We start from the raw sequence: 22,399 nt of genomic DNA on the forward strand, positions 1-22,399 counted from the left end.
CACGGGACCGACGCGGGCATCAGCAGGACTGCGGCCCGCGAGGCGCGATCACGCGTCAAATAGGAAAAATGCCTAGCATCATGAGCATGAACGAGCCTCAGCCCGTGACGCTTCCCCACGGCAACCTAAAATGCGACACGTGCCAGAACGAGCTGTTCGAGCGCCATCAGTGGAAGCTCCAGACCACCGGAATGACATTCTTCAACCTTGACTGGGCCAACCGTGATGCGACCTGTTTCGTGTGCTCCACGTGCCGCCGTATCCACTGGTTCCATGTGTGATCGAGGACCGCTTGACTTACGGCGCGAACGCCCTGCTCACCGCCATTTCCCGGTGTCGCGCCGGCTTGTTCCGTTGCGCATCCCGAGCGGATGGGCGGTGGTGTTCAACATCTTCGTCGCATTCGATGACGACGAACCGATCACCTCACACGACGCCGACGCGTATCTCAGTGACGACATTCTGTCCATCGAAAGAATGGCCTTCTCCGGCGATCACTGGACGAGGCATCCGAGCGACTGGCTCCTCGATCTGAGTTGGAGTGACCCCGGTCGCGTCGAAGGTGAGTACGTGCTCAAAGCCTTACGCGGCGGCTGGGACGAGCCCACCGCGGGCTTTCGGAGCCGCAGCCGGCGCGCCGTCCAACAGGCCATCGATCTTACTTTCGAAATGATCGCCGATGGTTGCGGCGTGGAGGAGCTGTCGGAGGCGTACCGCCGGCTGGGCTAGCGGGCCACCCCGATGGTGACCATTGGTAGTACGGCGGCTTCGTTCCATAGTGCCGCCATACCCAAACGGTCATGGCTTGAGGAAGATGGACATCGCCGTACGTACCTCCCGATAGCAGATTCTGGTCTTCGGGAGGTACGTCATGCACCGCAGTGTCGCCCTGCTCTCCGCTGTCACGGTCGCCGTGGCAGGCGCCCTGGTCTCCACGGGCACCGCCCAGGCCAGCGGGAACGGGCTCGACCCCACACCCGCCAGGTGGTCAGCCACGGACTCCTGGTCGGAGCGCAGGACCGTGCTGTCGTACTGGACTTCACGGCGCATGCTGGCGGCGCAGCCGCTGGCCGCGCCCGCGCCCCGGCGCACGGCGCGGTCGGGCGGGCCGACCCAGGGCAACCCGTGGGCGACCCGGGGCGGCTCGGCGGGCGCGGGTCAGGGCACGAAGCAGGGCACGGGCCAGGGCACGCCGTGGACGATCCGCCGCTCCTCAGCCGGCACCGCCCAGCTGCAGGCCGTGGTGCCCAACAGTCCGGGCCTGCGCTGGACCGACGGCGGGGCCGTCGTGCGCACCGTCGGACGGGTCTTCTTCACCACCGCGCAGGGCCGCAACTCCTCCTGCTCCGGAACGGCCGTGACCAGCGCCAACGAGAGCGTCGTGATGACCGCCGGGCACTGTGTGAAGCTGAACGGCGCCTTCCACCGCAACTGGGTGTTCGTCCCGGCCTTCGACAACGGCCGGCGCCCGTTCGGCACCTGGGTGGCCAGCAGGCTGCTGACCACCCAGCAGTGGAACGTTCGCGAGGACATCAACTTCGACGTCGCCGCCGCCGTGGTCGCGCCGCTGCAGGGCCGCACGCTGACCGATGTCGTGGGCGGGCAGGGGGTGGCGTTCAACCAGCCGAGGCAGCGGCAGATGTTCTCGTTCGGCTATCCGGCGGCGGCGCCCTTCGACGGCTCGGCGCTGATCTACTGCAGCGGGCGCGCGTTCGACGACACCGTCATGACCAGGGACCTGGGGTTACGCTGCAACATGACCGGCGGGTCGAGCGGCGGCCCGTGGTTCCAGGGGTTCGACGAGTCCACCGGGCTCGGCTGGCTCAACTCCGTCAACAGCTTCAAGTACAACTTCGCCCCCGACTTCATGTTCGGCCCCTTCTTCGGAAACGAGGCGATGGCCGTCTACCAGGCCGCGCAGCGCACCAACGCGCTCTGACCCTCCCGGGGCGGCGTCAGCTGGTGCTGATCCGGTGGCGGAAGACCCAGTAGGTCCAGCCCTGGTAGATCAGCACCAGCGGCAGGAAGAACACCGCGACCCAGGTCATGATGCCGAGTGTCTTGTCGGTGGCCGCGGCGTTCTCGACGGTCAGGCTGTAGGCCGGGTTGATCGTCGACGGCATGACGTTGGGATAGAGGACCGCGAACAGCCAGATCACGGTCATGCCGATGGCGACCGCCGACAGCAGGAACGCCCAGCCCTGCCGGTGCCGGGCCAGGGCGACGAGCCCGAGCACGAAGGAGACGGCGACGACGGCGCCCAGGATCCAGGTGACGAGGTCGCCTCGCGTGAGCTGGGTCCAGACCAGGAAGACCACCCCGGCGACGGCGGCGGCCGCGCCCGTCTTCAGGCCCATGGCGGCGGCCCGCCGGCTGATGTCGCCTTTGGTCTTCAGCGCCAGGAACACCGCGCCGTGCGTGACGGACAGCGTCAGCGTGGCCAGCCCGCCGAGCAGCGCGTAGGGGTTGAGCAGGTCCCAGAACGTGCCGACGTACTCATGACGGGAGTCGAGCTTCACGCCGCGCACGAGGTTGGCGAACGCCACCCCCCACAGCAGGGCGGGCACGAACGAGCCCACGACGATGGCCGCGTCCCAGCGCCGTTCCCACCTCTTGTCGTCGTGTTTGGTGCGGTACTCGATCCCCACCCCGCGAATGATCAGCGCCAGCAGGATCAGCAGCAGCGGGATGTAGAAGCCGCTGAACAGCGAGGCGTACCACTCAGGGAAGGCGGCGAACGTGGCGCCTCCCGCAGTGATCAGCCACACCTCGTTGGCGTCCCAGACGGGGCCGATGGTGTTGAGCATCGTCTGGCGTTCGGCGTCGTTCCTGCCCACGACGGGCAGCAGCACGCCGACGCCGTAGTCGAAGCCCTCCAGGACGAAATAGCCCAGCCACAGGACGGCGATCGCCACGAACCAGACGTTGGTGAGCTCCATTATCCGATCTCTCCTGGTGGGCCTAGTAGGCGAACGACTCCTGGCCGGACTCGCCCGGCTCCTCGTCTTCGGGGGACGGCGGGGTCTTCCGCCCGTACTTGATCATGAGGCCGAGCTCCACCAGCGCCAGTGCGCCGTACAGGGCCGTGAAGACGATCAGCGAGGTGAGCACGGTGCCGCCGCCGACGCTGGGTGAGACGCCGTCGGCGGTCTTCATCTGGCTGAAGACGATCCACGGCTGCCTGGCCATCTCGGTGAAGATCCAGCCGAAGCTGTGGGCGAGGAAGGGCAGCGCGACGGACCAGACCGCGACGCTCCACATCCAGCCCCTGCCCCGGATCCCTCCTTTACGGGTCAGCCAGAGCACCACGAGCGCCACCAGCCCCGCGAGCATGCCGAAGCCGATCATCAGCCGGAAGCCCCAGTAGGCGACCGGGATGAAGGGGCGGTAGTCGCCGGGGCCGAACCTCTTCTGGTATTCGGCCTGGATGTCGTTGATGCCGTGGACCTTGCCGTCGAACGAACCCGTGGCCAGCTGCGACAGCACCCCCGGGATCGTCACCTGGAAGACCGGCTCGGTGCCGGAGAGGGTGCCGATGGTGAACAGGGAGAACGGCGCCGGTTGCTCGGTCTGGTAGAGCGCCTCGGCGGCGGCCATCTTCATCGGCTGGGTCTGGGTCATCACCTTGCCGAGGACGTCGCCGGTGATGAGGGTGCCGACCGCGCCCAGCACCACGACGACCGCGCCCAGCCGGAGGCAGGGGCGGAACACGTCGAGGTCTCTCTTCCTGGCGACATGCCAGGCGGAGACCGCCATGAGGATCGCCCCGCCGGACAGCCAGCTGCCGACGATCGTGTGCGGGAAGGCGGCCAGCAGGACCTTGTTGGTCAGCACCTCGCCGAAGTCGACCAGCTCGGCCCGCCCGTCGACCTTGAAGCCGACCGGCCACTGCATGAACGAGTTGGCGGCCAGGATGAAGTAGGCGGACAGCGTCGTGCCGATCGCGACCAGCCAGATGCAGGCGAGATGGACCAGTTTCGGCAGCCGGTTCCAGCCGAACAGCCACAGGCCGAGGAACGTCGACTCCAGGAAGAACGCCGTCAGCGCCTCCAGGGCGAGCGGGGCGCCGAAGATGTCGCCGACGAACCTGGAGTAGGTACTCCAGTTCATGCCGAACTGGAACTCCTGCACGATCCCCGTCACCACGCCCATGGCGAAGTTGATCAAAAGGAGGGTGCCCCAGAACTTGGTCGCGCGCAGGTAGGCCACCTTGCCCGTACGCACCCAGACGGTGTTCAGGATGGCCACCAGCAGCGACAACCCGATCGTGACCGGCACGAACAGGAAGTGGTAAACCGTGGTGATCCCGAACTGCCAGCGCGCGAGGTCCAAGGGATCCATGCCGCTGACCCTACGTGTCCGATCACGTACACATTGTCATGACACGCCGGTTGACCTGCCCCACACCGGACAAGAGTTACCCAGCTGGTCGGCTGAACCCGGTCAGTGCAGCTGGATGGCGACGATGCAGGTGTCGTCGTCGGTGTCGGAGTTGTTGTGCGTGAGCAGGTAGTCGAGGCGGTGCTCCAGCGTCTCGGTCGCATGCCGGGCCGTGCGCAGGAGTTCGTCCTGGGAGTGCTGGAGGGTCTGGTCGCGGCGTTCGATGAGGCCGTCGGTGTACATCAGGAGGATGTCACCCGGCGTCAGCTGGATCTGGCCCTCCACGTAGTCGCTTTCGGAGATGGCGCCCAGCAGGATCCCGCGTAGCAGGTCGAGCTCCTGCGCGTCGCCCTGCCTGACCAGGATGGGCGGCAGGTGACCGGCCCGGGCCCAGCGCAGGATGCGGGTCTCGGGGTCGTACAGGCCGAGGATCGCGGTGGCCGTCACGGTGTCCGTCAGGTAGTGGGCCACCAGGTTGAGCCAGGTCATGAGCTGGGCCGGCCCGGCTCCGGTGACGGCCAGCCCGCGCAGCGCGTTGCGCAGCACGACCATGACCGTGGCGGCCTTGATGCCGTGTCCGGCCACGTCGCCGACCGAGATCAGGATCTGCTTCGAGGGCAGCATGACGACGTCGTACCAGTCGCCGCCGACGAGGTGCTCCTTCTCGGCGGGGCGGTAGCGGACGGCGATGTTCAGGCCGGAGATCTCGATCGGCTCCCGGCTCGCGGGCATGATCGCCTGCTGGAGCTGGAGGGCCAGCCGGTTCTGCTCGGCAACCTGCTGCTCGGTCTCGGCGAGCTGGTCACGGGTGGCGGCGAGCGCGACCTCCGTCCAGTGCTGGGAGGAGATGTCCTGGTACGCGCCTCGGACGGCCATCAACCGGTTGTCGGCGTCGAAGACGGGCTCGGCGACGACCCTGATCTGCCGGGTGATGCCGTCGGGCCGCTGGAGACGGAACGCCGTGGAGGCCGATCGCCGGTGGTGCAGCACCGCCGCCAGGAACCGGCCGATGGCCACCCCGTCGTCTGGGTGGGCGTGGTCGGCGAGCCGGTCGAGCGGGATGGGCTGCTCGCCGCTCTCCATGCCGTACAGCGCGTAGAGCTGGCTGTTCCAGGTGATCTCGCCGGTCAGCGTGTTCTCCTCGAACCCGCCGATCCGGCCCAGGCGCTGCGCGTGGTGCAGGATGCTGGCCAGCCTGGCGGCCTCGTCCTGGATGCGCCAGATGAGCAGCACGTTGTCGCCGTGCCGGGTGATGCTGATGGCGGCGACGCTCGGCAGCGGCACCTGGTCGACCAGCGCGGTGAGCATCATCTGCTCGGAGCGGAACGGCTCGCCGGTGGCGTGCACGTACTCGATCTTGGTGAACAGGCCGTCGTCCACGGCGGCCAGCGGGTACGCCTCCAGGAGCAGCGAGCCGGTGACGGCGCTGCGCGGCCGGCCCGCCGGGTCGACGAAGTGGCCGTTGGTGTGGTGGACGCGGAAGTCGGTGAGCCGCCCGTCGGCGTCGAGGTGCGGGCGGAGCACCAGCGCCGGGTCGGGCAGCGCGTCGGCCAGGTCGATCAGCTCGGGCAGGACGCGCGGCTCGTGCTCCTGCCGCATGGGCGTGTCGAGGGTGTGCGCGCACAGCTCCGCGAGCGCCTCGATCTGCTTGCGGATCTGCGGCGGCTGGGGTGGCAGCGGGTGCGGCCAGGCGATCTCCAGCACCCCCATCACCCGCCCGCCGGTGCCCGCCGGCACGGTGACCCGGCCGCCCGAGGTCTCGCGTTGCCCGATCGAGGGCGGACCGCCGTCGGCGCTCTCCTCCATCCACACGGCCTGCCGCTCCACCAGCGCGCGACGGGCCGGCGTGACGACGCCCGGCGGCACGTAGCGCCACCGCCGGGCCTCCTCCTCGCTGAAGCCCGCGTAGCCCACCAGCGTGAACGAGGCGTCCGGCCCTGCCTCCCACACGGCGACGGCGGTCGCGCCGAGCGGCGCCAGGGCGTGCTCCAGCAGGGACTCCGCGACCGCCTGCGTGTCGGGCGCCTTCAGCGCGCCGCTCTCGGCGGCCCGCAGCCGGATCGCCACGTCCGACGCCTCGGGCGTCACGGTCCCGGACTCGGCGGCGGTCAGGAAGTCGCGCACCACGTCGCTGATGCGGTCCTGGGCTGCCTGGTTGATGATGTCGGCGGCCAGTTCGAGCTGCGTCACGCCGGCCTGTTCGGCCAGCGTGGCGAGCTGCTGGGCGGCCTTGGCCACGCCGCAGCGCAGCCGCTCGATGAGCACGCCCTTGGCGAGCTCGATCAGGGCCCGGCCCTCGGCGGCGTGCTGTGCCTCCTCGATCTCCCTGCGCAGCCGCTGGATGGTGGCCGCGAGCCGGCTGACGTTGGTGTCGGGCTGCGCCCCGGTGAGCTGGTACGCGAGCAGCGCGGAGTCCACCGGGTGCTGAGGGATGTTCACGGTGTGCGGCTCCTCGCGGGCGATACGGCGACCTGTGGCATCCCGGACTACGCGCTCATCCAGTGGCGAATGCAGGTGATGAGCTGGTCGGCGTCGACCGGCTTGGTCACGTAGTCGCTGGCTCCCGCGGCCAGGCTCTTCTCCTGGTCACCGGGCATGGCCTTGGCGGTGACCGTGATGATCGGCAGCTCCGCGTATTCGGGCATCTCCCGGATCTTCATGGTCGCGGTGTAGCCGTCCATCTCCGGCATCATCACGTCCATCAGCACCAGGTCGATGTCCGGGTGCGCGAGGAGCGCGTCTATGCCCATGCGGCCGTTCTCGGCGTGCCGTACGCGCAGCCCGTGGATCTCCAGCATGCTGGTGATCGCGAACAGGTTGCGCGCGTCGTCGTCGACCACCAGCACCGTACGCCCGGTGAGTGACCCGTCGACCGCGGCCTCCGGAGCCGCCACCTCGACGGTCTCGGTCCTGAGCAGCGGCAGGACGTCTCCCGGCTGGTCGGCCGAAAGGTGCAGCGCGATGCGCTCGCGCAGCTCGTCCAGGCCGGAGAGCAGTTCGAGCGGCTGGCGCGCGGCCCGCGCCTCCAGGTCGGCCTCGTGCTGCGGGTGCGCCCGCCGGTTGTGGTACGCCAGCACCGGCACGGTGCGCAGGGCCGGATCGCCGTCCATCGCCTCCAGCAGCCGGTAGGCCGCCTGCTCGGGCATGTCCAGGTCGAGCACGATGCAGTGGCACGGCTCGGCGGCCAGCGTGGCGGCCGCCTCCTCCCCCTCCGCGGTGACGATCTCGATGGACTTGTCCCGGTCGGGGGACAGCTCCGTCACCACGCTCTCGGCGACCAGCGACAGCAGCCCGCGGGGCCGGTGCTCGATCACCAGCAGCCGCCGCTGCTGCTGCGCCGGCCGCGGCGGGGCGGGCTCGTGCGTCTCGTCCTGCCCTTGCGCCGTGTCGGCGGACTCGACGGCGGCGGGCTTGATGGAGCCCTCCGCGAAGTCGGGCCGCGCGATGGGCAGGTAGAGCGTGAACTCGCTGCCCTGGCCCGGTGTGCTCCGCGCGGTGATGGCGCCGCCCAGCAGGTAGGCGATCTCGCGGCTGATCGACAGCCCCAGGCCGGTGCCGCCGTACTTGCGGCTGGTGGTGCCGTCGGCCTGCTGGAACGCCCCGAAGATCACTTCGAGCTGCTGCTCGGGGATGCCGATGCCGGTGTCGATGACCCGGAAGGCGACGGCCGCGCCGTGCGGGCGTACGGACACCGGCAGCTCGGACTGGGCGGCCGGCTCGATGCGCAGCTCGACGCTGCCCGTCTCGGTGAACTTGACCGCGTTGGACAGCAGGTTGCGCAGGACCTGCCGCAGCCGCGAGTCGTCGGTGACCACGTCGACCGGGACGCCGCTCGCGGTGGTGATGCGGAAGTCGAGGTTCTTCTGCGTGGTCATCGGCTGGAAGGTGGCCTCGACGTAGTCCAGCAGGTGGCGCAGCGACACCCGCTCGGGGTTGATGTCCATCTTGCCGGCCTCGACCTTGGACAGGTCGAGGATGTCGTTGATCAGTTGCAGCAGGTCGGAGCCGGCCGAGTGGATGATGCCGGCGTACTCCACCTGCTTCGGGGTGAGGTTGCGGGTGTGGTTCTGGGCGAGCAGCTGGGCCAGGATGAGCAGCGAGTTGAGCGGGGTGCGCAGCTCGTGGCTCATGTTGGCGAGGAACTCGCTCTTGTACTTGGAGGCGATCGAGAGCTGCTGCGCGCGGTCCTCCAGCTCCTGGCGGGCCTGCTCTATCTCCAGGTTCTTGGCCTCGATGTCCTGGTTCTGGCTGGCCAGCAGTCTGGCCTTCTCCTCCAGCTCGGAGTTGGAGTGCTGCAGCTCCTCCTGCTGGTTCTGCAGCTCCTCGGAGCGGGCCTGCAGCTCGGCGGTCAGCCGCTGCGACTCGACCAGCAGCTCGTCGGTACGCGCGTTGGCGACGATCGTGTTGAGGTTGACCCCGATGGTCTCCATCAGCTGGTCCAGGAACGCCCGGTGCACCGGGGTGAACGCGTACACCGAGGCCAGCTCGATCACTCCGAGCACCTGCTCCTCGACCACGATCGGCAGCACGACGACCGAGGCGGGCTGGGTGCGGCCGAGGCCGGAGGCGACCGTGATGTAGCCGGCCGGGATGTCGGTCATGGCGATGGTCTTGTGGCTGCGGGCGGCCTGGCCCACGAGCGTCTCGCCCATCCTGAACCGGGTGGGCCGGTCGGGGTCGGCGGGGTAGCCGTAGGCGCTGATCAGCTCCAGCTCCGACTCCTCGGCCAGGAAGAACGCTCCATACTGGGCGGAGACCAGTGGCGCCAGGTCGTTGAGCACCAGCTCGGCGACGGTGGCCAGGTCGCGGTGCCCCTGCATCAGCCCGGAGATGCGGGCCAGGTTGGACTTCAGCCAGTCCTGTTCCTCGTTGGCCCGGGTGGTCTCGCGCAGCGACTTGACCATCGAGTTGATGTTGTCCTTGAGGTCGGCCAGCTCGCCCTCGGCGTCCACCGTGATGGACCGGGTCAGGTCGCCGGAGGTGACGGCGCTGGTCACCTTGGCGATGGCGCGGACCTGGCGGGTGAGGTTGCCGGCCAGCTCGTTGACGTTCTCCGTGAGCCGCTTCCAGGTGCCGGAGACGCCCTCGACCTCGGCCTGGCCGCCCAGCCTGCCCTCGCTGCCCACCTCGCGCGCCACCCGGGTGACCTCGGCGGCGAACGACGACAGCTGGTCGACCATCGTGTTGATCGTGGTCTTCAGTTCGAGGATCTCGCCGCGGGCGTCCACGTCGATCTTGCGGGTCAGGTCGCCCTTGGCGACGGCCGTGGTGACCTGGGCGATGCTGCGCACCTGGTTGGTCAGGTTGTCGGCCATCGAGTTGACGTTGTCGGTGAGGTTCTTCCAGGTGCCGGACACACCGCGGACGGTGGCCTGGCCGCCCAGGTTGCCCTCGGTGCCGACCTCGCGGGCGACCCTGGTCACCTCGTCGGCGAACGCGGAGAGCTGGTCGACCATCGTGTTGATGGTCTCCTTCAGCTCCATGATCTCGCCGCGCGCGTCGACCCGGATCTTCTGCGTCAGGTCGCCCTTGGCGACGGCCGTGGTGACCTGGGCGATGCTGCGCACCTGGGCGGTGAGGTTGTCGGCCATGACGTTCACCGACTCCGTCAGCGCCTTCCAGGTGCCGGAGACGCCCTTGACGTCGGCCTGGCCGCCGAGCCGCCCGTCGGTGCCCACCTCGCGCGCCACCCTGGTCACCTCGTCGGCGAACGACGACAGCTGGTCGACCATGGTGTTCAGGGTGTTCTTCAGCTCCAGGATCTCGCCCCGCGCCGAGACGGTGATCTTCTGCGACAGGTCGCCCTTGGCCACCGCGGTCGCCACCTGGGAGATGTTGCGCACCTGGCCGGTCAGGTTGCTGGCCATGAAGTTCACCGAGTCGGTGAGGTCGCGCCAGGTGCCCGCCACGCCCTTGACGTCGGCCTGGCCACCGAGCTGACCCTCGGTGCCCACCTCGCGGGCCACCCGGGTGACCTCGGCGGCGAACGACGAGAGCTGGTCGACCATCGTGTTGACGGTGTTCTTCAGCTCCAGGATCTCGCCGCGCGCGTCCACGGTGATCTTCTGCGACAGGTCGCCCTTGGCCACCGCCGTGGTCACCTGGGCGATGCTGCGCACCTGGCCGGTCAGGTTGCCCGCCATGGCGTTGACCGACTCGGTGAGGTCCTTCCAGGTGCCCGACACCGACGGCACGTCGGCCTGGCCGCCGAGCTGACCCTCGGTGCCCACCTCGCGCGCCACGCGGGTGACCTCGGAGGTGAACAGCGAGAGCTGGTCCACCATCCCGTTGAACACCGACGCGATCTCCCCCAGCAGTCCGTCGGCGTCGGCCGGCAGCCGCGTCCGGAAGTCTCCGTCGCGGACCGCCGTCAGTCCGGCCAGCAGCTGCCGCAGCTCCGCCTCACCGACCCCGGTGCCGTTGGTGGTGGGACGTGGGCTGTCAGCCATGGTTCTCCCTATGTCCTTCCGTTCTCCAGGGGCCACCACAGAGACCAGCGGCGGAGCTAGCAGAATATGTGAATCCAGATCATAGGCGGCCAAACCAGACCCTTTTGCGGTGTATTGCACAATCGGATCACCACCGTCGGCCGTGCGCCGCGGGTGTCCGCGCGCGGCTGCCAGGCTTCCGCGTTGATCGTGACATTTTCGCTGATCAGGAGGGCCATCATCGGCTCTCCTTCCAGCTCTCCCGCCGTCACCCCGGCCCCCGACCTCACCCTCTGGTACGACGGGCCCGCGACCTCACCCTCTGCTACGACGGGCCCGCGACCGACCGGGAGAGCCGGGCACTGCCGATCGGCAACGACGCGCTCGGCGTGATGATCTTCGGTGGCGTGGCGGACGGCCGCCTCCAGGTCAACGAGAAGTCCCTGCGGACCGGCGGCCGACCGAGGCCTGATCGCAGGAGTCTCCCTCGCCGGTCCGGTCAACGATCGGCTTGTCACCTCGTGACCGTCGAGGGGTCACGGGCCGGTAAGGCGGCGCTCTCCGGTGGTGGTGATGACGTAGACCTGCCAGGCGTAGTAGGCGTAGAAGTTTCCGGCGTCGCGCTTGATCTGGCGGGCGTGCAACAGGATGGCGTTCACGTACGCCTGCGACGGGTTGTAGGCGTGCAGCGCGCGCCGGTAGTCGCCGGGCGCGCCGGTCGCACGCAGGTAGTTGGCGGCGGCCATCACGGCGTCGCGCGCGTTCTGGATGTCGCCGCCCATCCCATACGCCTTCCAGGTGGCGGGCATGAACTGCATGGGCCCCTGGGCGCCGACGTGACTCGCCGAGCACACCCGGCCGAACTTGGTCTCGGCGAACATCACCGCCGCCAGCACCTCCCACTCCACCCCGAAGCGGCGCTCGGCCTTCTTGAAGTAGCCGAGCAGCGTGCCCGCCGGCAACGGGTCCCGGACCTTGAACGTGGCCGAGCCCTTGATGGGGTGGGCCAGGGAGAGCAACTCGCGGATGGCGGCCGTGTTGTCCCTGGCCTGGGCCGCCGGCCCGGCGGGCAACCGGGCGAAGGCCCGGGCGGCCACCTTGGGATGGCGGGCGGCGTAGCGGTAGATCCGCTGCTGGTGGAGGGCGAGGAGTTCGACCTCCTCCGGAGGCGGGCCCTTCGCCGCCTTCCCGCCGGCGGTCCAGGCCTCGATGGCCTCGTCGAGCCGGCTGGTCGTCCGCTCCAGGGCCGCCGCCAGCTTCGCGGCGTCCGTGGGGATCTTGGCGTCGGGAGCCGGGAGGTCCGGCGGCGCGGGTGATCCTGTCGAGGCGGGAGTGGGGGTGGATGATCGTGTCGGGGTCGGCGCGGTGTCCGCCGTACGCGCTGGACCGGCATCACCGCAGCCCGCGGCGGCGACGAGAACGGCGACCGCCACCGCGGCGAGGGGCCTGGCACGTGTGCGGCGCCGGTCGCGAGACCGGGTGATCTCCGGGCGTTCTCCCATAGCGGGCCAACCTACCCGCATCGGGGTGTGAAAGGGCGTCACGGTGGTAGCCCCTCAGCGAGAGCGGCGAACACGAACACGGGGGGACATCATGCGTCTGACCAACGATGAGATCGACACCGCGCTGGCAGCCCTGGAAGGGTGGCACCGGGAGGAGAACGCCCTGATCAGGGACATCTCCATCACCCCCGACAGCTACCGCTGGCTGAGCGAGGCGGTGATGAACGAGGCGAACGCGCTCGACCACCACCCCGAGATCGAACGCACTCCTGACGGCATCCGGTTCCGGCTGTGGACGCACAGCGAGGACGGGGTGACGGCCAAGGACGTCGAGCTGGCCGCGCACATCGACCACGTCATCGACGGCGCGGCCCGCGATCGGGGCTGAGCCAGGCACGGCCCCGCACCAGCGGGCGCGGGTGCGATCTATGCCGGGGTGCGTGAGTCATGGCGGAAGCGTGCGCGGGATTCGTCCGGTTCGGTAGCTTACGTAGCCGACGTTTTCCACAGAAGGGATCAGCGCGTGCTCGACGATGCCGGCCTCCAGGCGCTTCGCGAGGCAGCGCTCCTGTCCCCGGACAACCTCCCTCTGCGGCGACACCTCGCCGGGCTGCTGCTGGAGAAGGGGTACCTCGCTGAGGCGGAGACCGAGTACCGCGCCGCGCTCATGCTCGCGCCCAAGGATGTGGACCTTACGACCGGGCTGGCGGAGGTGTTCGTCCGGCAGAGCGCCCACGGCTCCGCGCTGGCGGCGCTGGAGCCGTTCCTGGCCTCGCCCGGCTACCCGCCCCGGCTGGGCGTGATCGCGGCCCGGGCGCTGCTCGGCGAAGGCGACCCGGGCCGTGCGGCCTACCGCTATCACGAGGCGGTCTCCCGCGATCCGTCCGTCGGCGACCCCGGCCTGGCCGCCCGGCTGGCGTTGCCGCCCCTCCAGGCACCGGCCGCGTCCCACCCGGCAGCCGCTCCAACCGGATCACCGTACGGGACGCCTCCTCCGGCCGCGCCGCCGTACGGGACGGCGGCGTACGGGACGGCGGCGCCGCATTCCGGGGCGCCGGGCGGTGGGGAGGTGGAGCGGTCGGGGGTCACGTTCGCGGACGTGGCCGGGATGGAGGCGGTCAAGGAGGCGCTGCGGGTCAAGCTGCTGCTGCCGCTCCAGCAGCCGGAGCTGTTCGCGGCGTTCGGCAAGCGGGCCGGCGGCGGGGTCCTCCTGTACGGGCCACCCGGGGCGGGCAAAACCCACCTGGCCAGGGCCGCCGCCGGAGAGCTGGGCGCGTCGTTCGTGAACGTGGGGCTGGCCGACATCCTGGACATGTACATCGGCTCCAGCGAGCGCAACCTGCGGGCCACGTTCGAGCTGGCCCGGCGCAGCCGCCCGTGCGTGCTGTTCTTCGACGAAGTCGACGCGCTGGCGGCGCGCCGCTCCGACATGCGCCAGGCGCACAACCGGCAGTTGGTCAACCAGTTCCTGGCCGAGCTCGACGGCGTGGACCAGAACGCCAACGAGGGCGTGCTGGTTCTGGCCGCCACCAACGTCCCCTGGTACATCGACGTCGCGTTCCGCCGCCCGGGACGGCTGGACCGGCCGGTTTTCGTGCCGCCGCCCGACACCGCGGCGCGCGCGGCCATCCTGCGCATCCTGTGCCGTGACAAGCCGCTGGCCGAGATGGACTTCGACGCGGTGGCGCGGATCACCGAGCACTTCGTCGGCGCGGACCTGAAGGGCGTGGTGGACCGCGCGGTGGAGGCCAAGCTCCACCAGTCGATCAGCGCGGGCCGTCCCATTCCGCTGACGACGGCCGACATGGTGGCCGCCGCCAGGAGCACCAAGCCCACGGCGGTGCGCGAGTGGATGTCCACCGCGCGCAACTACGTGATGCACGCCAACGAATCGGGTGCCTGGGACGAGCTGATGCCCTGGATCAAGGGCAACAGGTGGTGATCGCCGCTGATTCGATCGAGCGGGCCCGCGCCCTGCTGGAGCTGCGCCGGCCCGCCGAGGCCGAGCGCGAGCTACGGGGGATGCTCGCCCGGCAGCCGGAGCACGCCGGGGCGCATTCCTTACTGGCCCTCGCCCTGTCCGCGCAGGGCAGCACGGCCGAAGCGATCGCCGAGGCGTCCGAGGGGGTACGACTCGCGCCCGAGCACTGGTTCACCCACTACGTGGCCGGACAGGTCTACTGCCGTGCCCACCTGGCCGACCAGGCGCTAGCCGCCCTCCAGGCGTCGTTGGCTCTCTCTCCCGAACAGGCGTCGAGCTGGGAGCTCCTGGCCCGCGCGCACCTGCTCAAAGCCCAGTGGCACCAGGTGATCGACGCGGCGCGGCGCGGCCTGGCGATCGATCCGCAGCAGTCGGACCTGACGAGCCTGCTGGCGCTGGCCCTCACCATGCTCGGCGAGAAGGAACCGGCCAGGGCCGCCGCCGCGCAGGCCGTACGGCTGGATCCGGAGAGTGCCGGGGCCCACCACGTGTACGGCACCGTGGCGCTGACCTTCGGCGAGCCCCGGCAGGCGGCCGACGCCTTCCGGGAGGCACTCCGCCTCGATCCCGGCCACGGCCAGGCCAGGGACCTGCTCGTCACCGCTCTGAAGCGGCGCAATCCCGTCTACCGGGTGCTGGAGCCGCTGCGAAACCGGTTCCGGGGCGGCTGGCGGCTGGTGTTCCTGCTGCCCGTCGCGCCGCCCATCATCGCCGTGTTCGTGCTCGTCGCGGTGCTGCACTGGGCGGCGTGGGTCGCCGAGTCGTGGACCACGCTGCGCCTGGCCCGCACCAGGGCCACCCGGTTGCTCTTCGAAGGCGTCGAGGCCCGAGTGGCCGTGCTGTGCTGCGGGCTGCTGGTCGCGGGCGCGGCGCTCCTCGGGCTGGGGATCGCGCTCGGGAACGAGGTCGTCGGCACCGCCGGTGTGGCCGTGATGGCGCTGATCACCGCCGTGCAGGAGGCCGCGCACACGGGCTCCGCTCGCGGACGGGCGATCCTGTACGGCTGGGCGAGCCTGCTGGGCCTGGCCGTCGCCGCGTCGGCGCCGCTGAACTCAATGGGCACCGCACTGTTGAGTGTCTACGCCGGACTGGCCACGATCTGGGTGGCGGCGGGCGTTCGGCGGGTGCTCCCGGCGCCCGCCTGAGCCCTGGAGTGACGGTCAGAGGTTGGAGTGGAGGACCTTCCACGTGCCGGCGTACAGGCAGATGTCGGACGGCTTGCTCGCCCTGCGCTCGTTGCAGACCTTGAGCTCGACCAGGGCCACGTTGCGGTCGGTGAAGGAGAAGGGCTTCGGCGTGCCGTAGGAGCAGTCGAGGTAGCTGCGGTGCTTGAACGGCACGCTGCCGTCGGACTTGCGGTAGGTGACGCGGAAGACGGCCCAGCCGCAGCCGCCGCCACGGGTCAGGTCGGTGACCTTCCCCTTGACCTTGACCTGGCTGATGTTGGGGATCGTCTGCTTGTTCAGCTGGGAGCTGGTCAGGCTGCCCTTGGCCACGGCCCGCTTGCCGGGCGCGTACTTCGGCCCCCAGGTGGTCGGCGCGCTCTGCTCGGTCGTGGTCGTGGTCGGGGTCGTGGTGGGGGCGGTGGCGGCCGAGGCGGCGGTGGCGGTGCCCGCGGCGGTCGCTGCCAGGAGCGCTCCAGTGGCGACGGCGATCGTGATCGTACGGCTGGCCTTCATGGGGGGTTCCTCTCTCTCTTGACGAGAGTGTGGAACACACCGCTTTCAAGCCAATTGATGCCCGCCGTACCTTGAATAACTTTCGCGGGAATTAGCGGCATTGGGCCTGTACGAACTCGCGCAGCCTCGTCACTCCGGGGCGGCCCACACTGTCAGCGTCTCAGCGGGTCCGCCGATGCGGCGCCAGGTTGGCAACATTCCCGACGATGGGCGCATGGCAGGTGTCCATATCCGCGCCTACGGCGGCTCGAAAGGCTTCGACCACTGCGGCGGAGAACATGCGGCTCGAAGGGGCATCCGCTAGGCACTTAGCTCGGGTCGTCGCGGCCGGACGAAGGCGGGGTGCCGTCAGGGGTGTCGTCGGGGGTGTCGTCGGGGGTGTCGTCGCGTTCGTCCTTGAGGTCCTGGGCGAAGCCGCGGGCCCACGCCAGCCGGTCCTCCTCGGACATGTCGAAATAGCCCTCAGGCGGCTGCGTGTGGACCTTCCTGCTCTTCCTAAAGAAAGCCACCGGCACCTCCCGTATCGATGGTGGTTCCCGCTCTGACATCGTAAATCGCGATCTGATCGGTCTCCCGGGCCAGCCTGACCGCGGCGGCGCGGTCCCGGACGTTGCGTGACGGCTCCAGCCAGAGCTTGCCGTCCTCGATCCAGCCGCCCAGGTAGACGTCTCGGTCGTTCTCGAACAGCGACCGCCTGCGCATGAGGTAGTCGTCGATGGCCACGGCCGAGGCGTCCAGGTCGTCGAGCAGGCTCGCGGGGTGCTGAACGGTGTGGCCGGTGAGCGCGACCATGTAGCCGTCGTCGGGCGGCCTGCGGGTGTGCGGCGACCAGGTGAACCCGCCGCGTTCCCTGGCGTCCCTGAGGAAGCCGCGCGGAGTGATCTCCTCGCGCTTCCGGGCCCGCCGGAAGAACCGCCCCGCCCGCCGCCCGAAGAAGCCGCCGACCAGCCTGGCCGCCTTGCCGCCCCTAGCCATGCCCGGCGCCCTCGGTCCGGCCGTTCTCAGCCAAGGAGGACCGTCGCCGTACGGTTGAACAGCGCGTTCAGCGCCATCGCGGTGAACTTCCGGTACACCGGGATCAGCAGGGCAGAGCCGGGCCCGGCGAGGAGCGCCTGGATGACCTGGGCGAGCAGCATGCTGAGCAGCACGATCACGGTGATCTTCAGGGCCAGGACGAGGCCCGCGCAGGCGAAGAGGCAGGCGCCCACGACGTACGCGCCGGTCGCCCCGTCGGCGAGGATCGCGTGGGGCGCGTCGTCCTCGGCCCAGGCCCCTGTGAACGCCTCGACCGACGACCCCGTGTTGACGGCGGACACCCGCAGCGCCGCGTCGTTCGCCTGCCGCGCCACCGTCCCGGCGTCCCCGCCGAACCGAACCCACAACAGGCCCGCTTCGTAGAGCTTCTCCTCGTCGACCGCGGGCCACAGGAAGCCGAGGTCGTAGAGCAACCCGGCCAGTTGGTCCGGAATCTGGAGTCCCATGCGTCATGTCCTCAGGGAGTCGATGCTCTGCTCGGTCGATCGCTCCTGGACGCGGAAGGTCACGCGCATCGCGTCGAGCGTGTTCCCGTCCTGGGCGAGGGCGTCCATGGCGGTCTGGAGGGACTCGAACGCGGCAGTGTGGATGGCCTCGTAGGCTTCGCCGATCAAGGCGCTGATGTCATCGGCACCACCCAGCGGCCCCAGAGCCTCGATCGACGTGGCCAGCGCCTCGATCCGCGATCTCAGCTCGGTGGCCGCCGTGTGCAGCCCGTCGCGTCCGTCCCGCAGGCTGGAGTGGTGAACGCCGAGCTCTGGGGGTGTCGTGCTCATCGCGCCTCGACTCGGGCGAGCGCGTCCTCGACGGCCTTGGTGAAGACGTCGAGGCGGAGCACGGCCTCGTCCTGGATCCGGCGCAGGTGCGCCGCCGGATCGCCCTCCCCGGAGGAGGCGGGCGCCGCGCGTAACTCGTCGAGGGCGGCGTTGACCGCGATCACGATCTGTTCGCCGAGCGTCTCGGAGCCCAGCTTCATCGCGCGAGGGTCGATGCGTACGGCCGCCAGCCGCCCTCCCGCCACCACGGTGGCGCGCACCCTGCCGTCGTCGGCCGTGCCCTCCGCGCGCGCCGGCGCCTCCCCCTCCGGCTCCGCCGTGGACTTCAGCGCGCGCAGCGCGGCCCCCACCAGGTTGTCGAAGCCCTGCGCTTCCAGGTTCGCGTCCAACAGCCCTCCCCAGCCGGGTTCGCGTGCAGCCCAAGATCATGCTGGGAGGAGAGTAGCATATTCATATATTTTCGGTAGGAATACTTCATAACCCGAAATAGGTGGCTCTGATCTGGTTCGAGGGTTCCTTCCTGACCGGCAGCCCGCCCGCGGCAGGATGAGGGGTTGACCTCGACTTTGGTTGAGCTCTCATCCTGAGATCATGAACGTCATCACCACGGGAAGGCGGGAGTGGATCGGCCTCGCCGTGCTCACCCTGCCCGCCCTCCTCGCCTCGCTCGAACTGACCGTCACGAACCTCGCGTTACCCGCCATCGGCCGGGATCTGGGCGCGAGCGGCACCCAGTTGCTGTGGATCGTGGACATCTACGCCTTCCTGCTCGCCGGGTCGCTCATCACCATGGGCGTCCTGGGCGACCGGATCGGCCGCCGCCGACTGCTGCTCATCGGCGCGGCGGCATACGGGACGGCCTCGGTCCTGGCGGCCTGCGCCCCCGACGCCGGGAGTTTGATCGCCGCCCGGGCGCTGATGGGGGTCGCCGGGTCCACCCTCATGCCGTCCACCCTGTCGCTGGCCACGGCCCTGTTCCCCGAGCCGAGGCGGCGGGCGGTCGCCATCGGGGTCATCGTCGCCAGTGTCTCCGGAGGGACCGCCATCGGCCCGCTGGTCGGCGGCTGGCTGCTGGCCCACTTCTGGTGGGGGTCGGCGTTCCTGCTCGCGGTGCCGTTCATGGCGGTGCTACTCGTCATGGCGCCGCTGCTGCTGCCGGAGGTCCGTGACCCCGGCGCCGGGCGGCTGGACCTCGTCAGCGCGCTGCTGTCGCTGGGCGCGGTGCTGCCGTTCGTGTACGGGCTCAAGCAGATCGCCGCCGACGGCCCGGACGTGACGTCGTCGGCCGCGGTCGCGGCCGGGGTGGTGCTGGGCTTCGCGTTCGCACGCAGGCAGCGGGGGCTCGCCGTACCCTTCGTCGACCTGCGGTTGTTCGCCGACCGGACGTTCGGCGTGGCCGCCGCCACACTGGCGCTCGGCATCTTCGTGCTGTGGGGCTCCAACTACGCCATCGCGCAGTACCTGCAGCTCGTGCATGGCCTGGCCCCGCTGGAGGCGGGCCTGTGGACGGCTCCCTCGGCGGCCGGCGTCATCGCCGGGTCCCTGCTGGCCCCCCGCCTGGCGCGGACGATCCGCCCGCCCGTGGTGATCGGCACCGGCCTGGCCATCTCCGCCGCCGGTTACCTCGTACTCACCCAGACCGGCGGGCTGGCCGTCCTCGTGACGGGGGCCGTCGTCGTCTCGGCGGGCCTCGGCCCGATGATGGCTCTCGCCACCGACCTGGTCGTCGGCTCGGCGCCGCCCGATCGGGCAGGCGCGGCGGCGGCCATCTCCTCGACCGCTCCCCAGCTCGGTGGCGCGCTCGGCATCGCGCTGCTCGGCAGCGTCATCACCGCCGTCTACCGGGACGAGGTCTCCTCGTCCGTCCCGCCGGCCGCCCGCGACAACCTCACCGCCGCCGTGGCCGTGGCGGACGGCCTTCCCGAACGGCTCGCGGCCGAGCTTCTCGGCGTCGCCCGAGCCGCCTTCGTCCAGGGCTTCCACCTGGCCGCGGCGATCAGCGCCGTCCTGATGGCCGGCATCGCCCTCCTCGTCGTCACCCTCCTCCGGTCCCGGCGGTGACAGGGGCGCGGGCACAATCGTTCAAGACCGGCCGCCGCGTCCCCGGATAGAACCGGGCCGGGAGGTGGGTTCATGGTGTGGGATGGCCGGCGACGTCTCGCGGGTGAACGCGGCCAAGCTGGTCGGACGGGACTTCGCCGCGCAGGCGTCGATCGCCGACGTGCTGATGAACAACCGGCTCATCGCCGAGGCCGCCCGTGCCTCCGGCCTGGCCTCACCCCTGCTGGACGTCTGCCACGCTCTGTACGGCGAGGCCCTGGCGCTCGGGCACGGCCGGTTCGACATGGCGGTTGTGCCGGGAGGCGGCCCGGCGCTGGACCGGCGGGGACGAGGTGATCGTCAACGTCTCCTCCGTCGCCGCGCGCACCGGGTCGCCGCACGAGTACGTCGCGTACGCCGCCACCAAAGCCGCGGTCGAGACCCTGACGATCGGGCTGGCCAAGGAGCTCGCGACGGCGGGCATCCGCGTCAACGGCGGGCTGTGACGCGGCGAGCGCGGCGGGCGTGAGGCCGTACGCCCGCTTGAACATCCGCATCAGGTGGCTCTGGTCGAGCGGCGACCGCCTGCGCACGGGCACGGACGCGTGCCTGTTCAACGCTCCCGCGACCAGCAGGGTGACCTCCAGCCGCTCGAAGTCGCCGATCGGCTCGTCGATGTCGCGCAGGCACGCCCCGAGGGCCGGAACCATCTCCCGGCGGCCGACGACCGGATCCGCCACGAACGGCAGCGGCGCCCCGCCCAGCGCCTCCTGAACCAGGAACGGATCAAGGTAGATGATCCGGTAGCCGAACCCCTCCTCCGTGCCCGCCACCCCGCTCCGGGCAGAGCCCCGCAAGCGACGGTAGGGACATATGAGCAGACCGTCATCGTCGTCGCGGACAACCCGGATGGCCTACTTCAGGTTGATCTACCTGGATGTCCCCCTTGCCGACCGTCATCCTGGGCGTAAGTAATCACCACTTGAGGAGTCAGAATGCGCAAGCTGACCGTCGTCGCCCTCGCCGTCGCAGCCTTTACCGCTCTGGTCGCCAGTCCCGCCTCGGCGGCGGTGGCCACGTTCATCTACATGGTCTGACGCCAGGTCCGGTGGATTCGGCGATTCCTTGCCGAATCCACCGGCTGGACATCTGCGTCCCATAGGGTCCCGTCACGACCAGGGCGATGAGGCACACCCCCTACCCATGCGGGGTTTCGCGTGCTTCGGTGCCTAGTGTCCGATTTGCGGGTAAGAGGGAGGTGTGCGCACCGTAACCGGAGTTAACGCTCCGGAACAGACGAGGCCGGACCGTCTCTGGGGGCTCGTGCCGTTCACGCTGGCGAGGATGGCCGCGTGGTGCGCGTGCCTGATCCTCATCGGCATCGTGGCCAACTTCGTGGTCAACGTCGTGTCCACGATGCGGCTGGTCGCGCTTCCGGTCGCCGTCGCCCTGTTGCTGACCGCGCTGATGTTCCCGCTCACCGGGGCACTGCGCAGGCGGGGGCTCCGGCCGATCTGGGCCACGTGGGTCACCATGTTCGTCGCGTTCGCGTTGCTCGGCGGAATCGGATCCATCATCGGAGTACGGGGCAACGCGGAGTTCCCCGGCCTGGTACGGCAGATGCGGCAGAGCGTCAAGTCGGTGGAGAACTGGCTCTACACCGGCCCGTTGCACCTGAAACCGAGCCAGCTCGGCACCTGGCTCGACGAGGCGGCCAAGCAGGTGACCGAGCGGCAGCAGCAGATCACCTCCACGGTGCTGGCCGGCACCGTGGTGCTGATCGAGGCGCTGGCCTCCATCGTGCTGCTGCTCTTCGTGACGTTCTTCCTGCTGAAGGACGGTGACCGGATCTGGGCCTGGTTCCTCAAGGCCTTCGGCGGGGCGGCGCCCCGGGTCGACCGGGCCGGCCGGACCGCCTGGAGCACGCTCTCCCACTACGTGCAGGGCACCGTGGCGGTGGCCGCGGTGCACGCAGTTCTGCTGGGCATCACCCTGGCGGTCATGGGAGTGCCGCTCTGGGCCCCACTCGCCCTGCTGATCTTCGTGTCCAGCTTCATCCCGATCATCGGCATCTTCTTCGCCGGAGCCGTCGCGACACTGGTCACGCTCGGCACGAAGGGCCCGATCTACGCGCTCATCTTCCTCGGCCTCCTGATCCTCGAACAACAACTGGAGAACCACGTCCTCCAGCCGCAGATCGTGGGCCGGCGCCTGCACTTCCACCCCTTGGCGATCATCCTCGTGCTCGCCGTCGGCGGCCTCCTGGCCGGGATCGCGGGCGCGGTCGTGGCCGTGCCGATCGCCGCGATCATCTATCGGGCGATACCGGAGCTCTTCCGGTCCGAGCCGCGCGCGCTCCCACCTGGATCGAAGGAACCAGAAGAACCGGCCGAACCCGATGGACCAGGGACGCCTGGCGACCGGCCGCGAGGCGTACCGGACGAGAGCGAGCCGCGGCAGGAGGGCGGCGAGCCGCCCGCGCCCGCGCCGGCGTCCTGATCGCCGTCCGGCGCCCACGTCACGGCCGCTCGGACGTGCGCGGCAGGAGGCCCTGGGTAGGAAGGTGGATGCCGCGCAG

At 70.0% G+C, this 22,399-nt stretch carries 23 protein-coding genes and 1 pseudogene; 11 read left to right on the top strand and 13 right to left on the bottom strand.

Translation table 11 applies throughout. The features are described from left to right. Positions 1 to 86: 86 nt before the first annotated feature. From AB0I38_RS01115 to AB0I38_RS01125, 3 genes are all read left to right on the top strand, one after another. Positions 87 to 281 (top strand): hypothetical protein, encoded by a 195-nt coding sequence (locus AB0I38_RS01115; protein ID WP_358459864.1) that lies wholly within the window; start codon positions 87 to 89, stop codon positions 279 to 281. A gap of 52 nt (positions 282 to 333) precedes the next feature. Continuing rightward, on the top strand, positions 334 to 729 hold the full coding sequence (locus tag AB0I38_RS01120) for a hypothetical protein (protein ID WP_358459867.1): 396 nt from the start codon (positions 334 to 336) through the stop codon (positions 727 to 729). 142 nt (positions 730 to 871) lie between these two features. Then, positions 872 to 1,939: a trypsin-like serine peptidase gene (locus AB0I38_RS01125; RefSeq protein ID WP_358459869.1), complete on the top strand. Its 1,068-nt coding sequence runs from the start codon at positions 872 to 874 to the stop codon at positions 1,937 to 1,939. Positions 1,940 to 1,955: 16 nt separating this feature from the next. Here AB0I38_RS01125 and cydB read toward each other — a convergent pair whose 3' ends face one another. From cydB to AB0I38_RS01150, 5 genes are all read right to left on the bottom strand, one after another. Further along, positions 1,956 to 2,939, bottom strand: coding sequence for a cytochrome d ubiquinol oxidase subunit II (gene cydB, locus AB0I38_RS01130; RefSeq protein ID WP_358459872.1), 984 nt, complete (start codon positions 2,937 to 2,939; stop codon positions 1,956 to 1,958). A gap of 22 nt (positions 2,940 to 2,961) precedes the next feature. After that, complete coding sequence (locus AB0I38_RS01135) at positions 2,962 to 4,341, bottom strand: cytochrome ubiquinol oxidase subunit I (RefSeq protein WP_358459875.1); 1,380 nt, start codon at positions 4,339 to 4,341, stop codon at positions 2,962 to 2,964. 102 nt (positions 4,342 to 4,443) lie between these two features. Then, a complete protein-coding gene (locus tag AB0I38_RS01140) occupies positions 4,444 to 6,819 on the bottom strand; it encodes a SpoIIE family protein phosphatase (RefSeq protein ID WP_358459878.1) in 2,376 nt (791 codons plus the stop codon). 47 nt (positions 6,820 to 6,866) lie between these two features. Then, a complete protein-coding gene (locus AB0I38_RS01145) occupies positions 6,867 to 10,829 on the bottom strand; it encodes a HAMP domain-containing protein (protein ID WP_358459881.1) in 3,963 nt (1,320 codons plus the stop codon). A gap of 56 nt (positions 10,830 to 10,885) precedes the next feature. Next, positions 10,886 to 11,050, bottom strand: coding sequence for a hypothetical protein (locus tag AB0I38_RS01150; RefSeq protein ID WP_358459884.1), 165 nt, complete (start codon positions 11,048 to 11,050; stop codon positions 10,886 to 10,888). Between the two features lie 51 nt (positions 11,051 to 11,101). On the opposite strand from AB0I38_RS01150, the pseudogene AB0I38_RS01155 reads away from it, so the two are divergent. Continuing rightward, a pseudogene (locus AB0I38_RS01155) lies at positions 11,102 to 11,269 on the top strand (glycoside hydrolase N-terminal domain-containing protein); the annotation flags it as partial. Positions 11,270 to 11,344: 75 nt separating this feature from the next. On the opposite strand, the gene AB0I38_RS01160 reads toward AB0I38_RS01155, so the two are convergent. Beyond that, entirely contained in the window at positions 11,345 to 12,310 is a 966-nt protein-coding gene (locus tag AB0I38_RS01160; protein WP_358459887.1) for a lytic transglycosylase domain-containing protein, read from the bottom strand. Positions 12,311 to 12,401: 91 nt separating this feature from the next. On the opposite strand from AB0I38_RS01160, the gene AB0I38_RS01165 reads away from it, so the two are divergent. The 3 genes from AB0I38_RS01165 to AB0I38_RS01175 all read left to right on the top strand — a co-directional run bounded on the left by AB0I38_RS01165 (position 12,402) and on the right by AB0I38_RS01175 (position 15,436). Then, the gene (locus tag AB0I38_RS01165; protein WP_358459890.1) at positions 12,402 to 12,698 is read left to right on the top strand and encodes a 4a-hydroxytetrahydrobiopterin dehydratase; all 297 of its coding nucleotides are present in this window, start codon (positions 12,402 to 12,404) and stop codon (positions 12,696 to 12,698) included. Positions 12,699 to 12,833: 135 nt separating this feature from the next. Then, positions 12,834 to 14,252: an AAA family ATPase gene (locus tag AB0I38_RS01170; RefSeq protein ID WP_358459893.1), complete on the top strand. Its 1,419-nt coding sequence runs from the start codon at positions 12,834 to 12,836 to the stop codon at positions 14,250 to 14,252. Then, a complete protein-coding gene (locus AB0I38_RS01175; protein WP_358459896.1) occupies positions 14,249 to 15,436 on the top strand; it encodes a tetratricopeptide repeat protein in 1,188 nt (395 codons plus the stop codon). Before AB0I38_RS01170 ends, AB0I38_RS01175 begins: the two co-directional genes overlap by 4 nt. A 15-nt stretch (positions 15,437 to 15,451) precedes the next feature. Here the strand turns inward: AB0I38_RS01175 and AB0I38_RS01180 are convergent, their stop codons facing one another. The 6 genes from AB0I38_RS01180 to AB0I38_RS01205 all read right to left on the bottom strand — a co-directional run bounded on the left by AB0I38_RS01180 (position 15,452) and on the right by AB0I38_RS01205 (position 18,170). Further along, positions 15,452 to 15,970, bottom strand: coding sequence for a hypothetical protein (locus tag AB0I38_RS01180; RefSeq protein WP_358459899.1), 519 nt, complete (start codon positions 15,968 to 15,970; stop codon positions 15,452 to 15,454). A 308-nt stretch (positions 15,971 to 16,278) separates the two neighbouring features. Next, positions 16,279 to 16,479, bottom strand: coding sequence for a hypothetical protein (locus AB0I38_RS01185; RefSeq protein ID WP_358459902.1), 201 nt, complete (start codon positions 16,477 to 16,479; stop codon positions 16,279 to 16,281). Then, positions 16,466 to 16,945, bottom strand: coding sequence for a hypothetical protein (locus AB0I38_RS01190; protein ID WP_358459905.1), 480 nt, complete (start codon positions 16,943 to 16,945; stop codon positions 16,466 to 16,468). The genes AB0I38_RS01185 and AB0I38_RS01190 overlap by 14 nt, the downstream gene beginning before the upstream one ends. Positions 16,946 to 16,971: 26 nt before the next feature. Further along, on the bottom strand, positions 16,972 to 17,451 hold the full coding sequence (locus tag AB0I38_RS01195) for a hypothetical protein (protein WP_358459908.1): 480 nt from the start codon (positions 17,449 to 17,451) through the stop codon (positions 16,972 to 16,974). Positions 17,452 to 17,454: 3 nt separating this feature from the next. Beyond that, a complete protein-coding gene (locus tag AB0I38_RS01200) occupies positions 17,455 to 17,781 on the bottom strand; it encodes a hypothetical protein (protein WP_358459911.1) in 327 nt (108 codons plus the stop codon). Then, a complete protein-coding gene (locus AB0I38_RS01205; RefSeq protein ID WP_358459914.1) occupies positions 17,778 to 18,170 on the bottom strand; it encodes a YbaB/EbfC family nucleoid-associated protein in 393 nt (130 codons plus the stop codon). Before AB0I38_RS01205 ends, AB0I38_RS01200 begins: the two co-directional genes overlap by 4 nt. 202 nt (positions 18,171 to 18,372) lie before the next feature. On the opposite strand from AB0I38_RS01205, the gene AB0I38_RS01210 reads away from it, so the two are divergent. Beyond that, entirely contained in the window at positions 18,373 to 19,842 is a 1,470-nt protein-coding gene (locus AB0I38_RS01210) for an MFS transporter (protein WP_358459917.1), read from the top strand. 214 nt (positions 19,843 to 20,056) lie between these two features. Here the strand turns inward: AB0I38_RS01210 and AB0I38_RS01215 are convergent, their stop codons facing one another. After that, entirely contained in the window at positions 20,057 to 20,185 is a 129-nt protein-coding gene (locus tag AB0I38_RS01215; protein WP_358459920.1) for a hypothetical protein, read from the bottom strand. Between AB0I38_RS01215 and AB0I38_RS01220 the strand changes: the two genes are divergently transcribed. From AB0I38_RS01220 to AB0I38_RS01230, 3 genes are all read left to right on the top strand, one after another. Then, positions 20,175 to 20,327, top strand: a complete 153-nt coding sequence (locus AB0I38_RS01220; RefSeq protein ID WP_436838700.1) for an SDR family NAD(P)-dependent oxidoreductase — start codon at positions 20,175 to 20,177, stop codon at positions 20,325 to 20,327. The genes AB0I38_RS01215 and AB0I38_RS01220 overlap by 11 nt on opposite strands. 37 nt (positions 20,328 to 20,364) lie before the next feature. After that, a complete protein-coding gene (locus AB0I38_RS01225; RefSeq protein WP_358459923.1) occupies positions 20,365 to 20,595 on the top strand; it encodes a hypothetical protein in 231 nt (76 codons plus the stop codon). Between the two features lie 570 nt (positions 20,596 to 21,165). Then, positions 21,166 to 22,320, top strand: a complete 1,155-nt coding sequence (locus AB0I38_RS01230) for an AI-2E family transporter (protein WP_358459926.1) — start codon at positions 21,166 to 21,168, stop codon at positions 22,318 to 22,320. Positions 22,321 to 22,399: the final 79 nt, after the last annotated feature.

Source organism: Nonomuraea cavernae (genome assembly GCF_040655715.1).
Taxonomy (GTDB): domain Bacteria; phylum Actinomycetota; class Actinomycetes; order Streptosporangiales; family Streptosporangiaceae; genus Nonomuraea; species Nonomuraea cavernae_A.

What these genes read in the sequence shown, in the direction of transcription:
- AB0I38_RS01160 (WP_358459887.1), bottom strand. Translation starts at nt 12,310, where the DNA reads ATGGGAGAACGCCCGGAGATCACCCGGTCTCGCGACCGGCGCCGCACA.
- AB0I38_RS01165 (WP_358459890.1), top strand. Translation starts at nt 12,402, where the DNA reads ATGCGTCTGACCAACGATGAGATCGACACCGCGCTGGCAGCCCTGGAA.
- AB0I38_RS01195 (WP_358459908.1), bottom strand. Translation starts at nt 17,451, where the DNA reads ATGGGACTCCAGATTCCGGACCAACTGGCCGGGTTGCTCTACGACCTC.
- AB0I38_RS01180 (WP_358459899.1), bottom strand. Translation starts at nt 15,970, where the DNA reads ATGAAGGCCAGCCGTACGATCACGATCGCCGTCGCCACTGGAGCGCTC.
- AB0I38_RS01210 (WP_358459917.1), top strand. Translation starts at nt 18,373, where the DNA reads ATGAACGTCATCACCACGGGAAGGCGGGAGTGGATCGGCCTCGCCGTG.
- AB0I38_RS01200 (WP_358459911.1), bottom strand. Translation starts at nt 17,781, where the DNA reads ATGAGCACGACACCCCCAGAGCTCGGCGTTCACCACTCCAGCCTGCGG.
- AB0I38_RS01150 (WP_358459884.1), bottom strand. Translation starts at nt 11,050, where the DNA reads ATGATGGCCCTCCTGATCAGCGAAAATGTCACGATCAACGCGGAAGCC.
- cydB (WP_358459872.1), bottom strand. Translation starts at nt 2,939, where the DNA reads ATGGAGCTCACCAACGTCTGGTTCGTGGCGATCGCCGTCCTGTGGCTG.
- AB0I38_RS01135 (WP_358459875.1), bottom strand. Translation starts at nt 4,341, where the DNA reads ATGGATCCCTTGGACCTCGCGCGCTGGCAGTTCGGGATCACCACGGTT.
- AB0I38_RS01230 (WP_358459926.1), top strand. Translation starts at nt 21,166, where the DNA reads ATGGCCGCGTGGTGCGCGTGCCTGATCCTCATCGGCATCGTGGCCAAC.
- AB0I38_RS01190 (WP_358459905.1), bottom strand. Translation starts at nt 16,945, where the DNA reads ATGGCTAGGGGCGGCAAGGCGGCCAGGCTGGTCGGCGGCTTCTTCGGG.
- AB0I38_RS01145 (WP_358459881.1), bottom strand. Translation starts at nt 10,829, where the DNA reads ATGGCTGACAGCCCACGTCCCACCACCAACGGCACCGGGGTCGGTGAG.
- AB0I38_RS01115 (WP_358459864.1), top strand. Translation starts at nt 87, where the DNA reads ATGAACGAGCCTCAGCCCGTGACGCTTCCCCACGGCAACCTAAAATGC.
- AB0I38_RS01125 (WP_358459869.1), top strand. Translation starts at nt 872, where the DNA reads ATGCACCGCAGTGTCGCCCTGCTCTCCGCTGTCACGGTCGCCGTGGCA.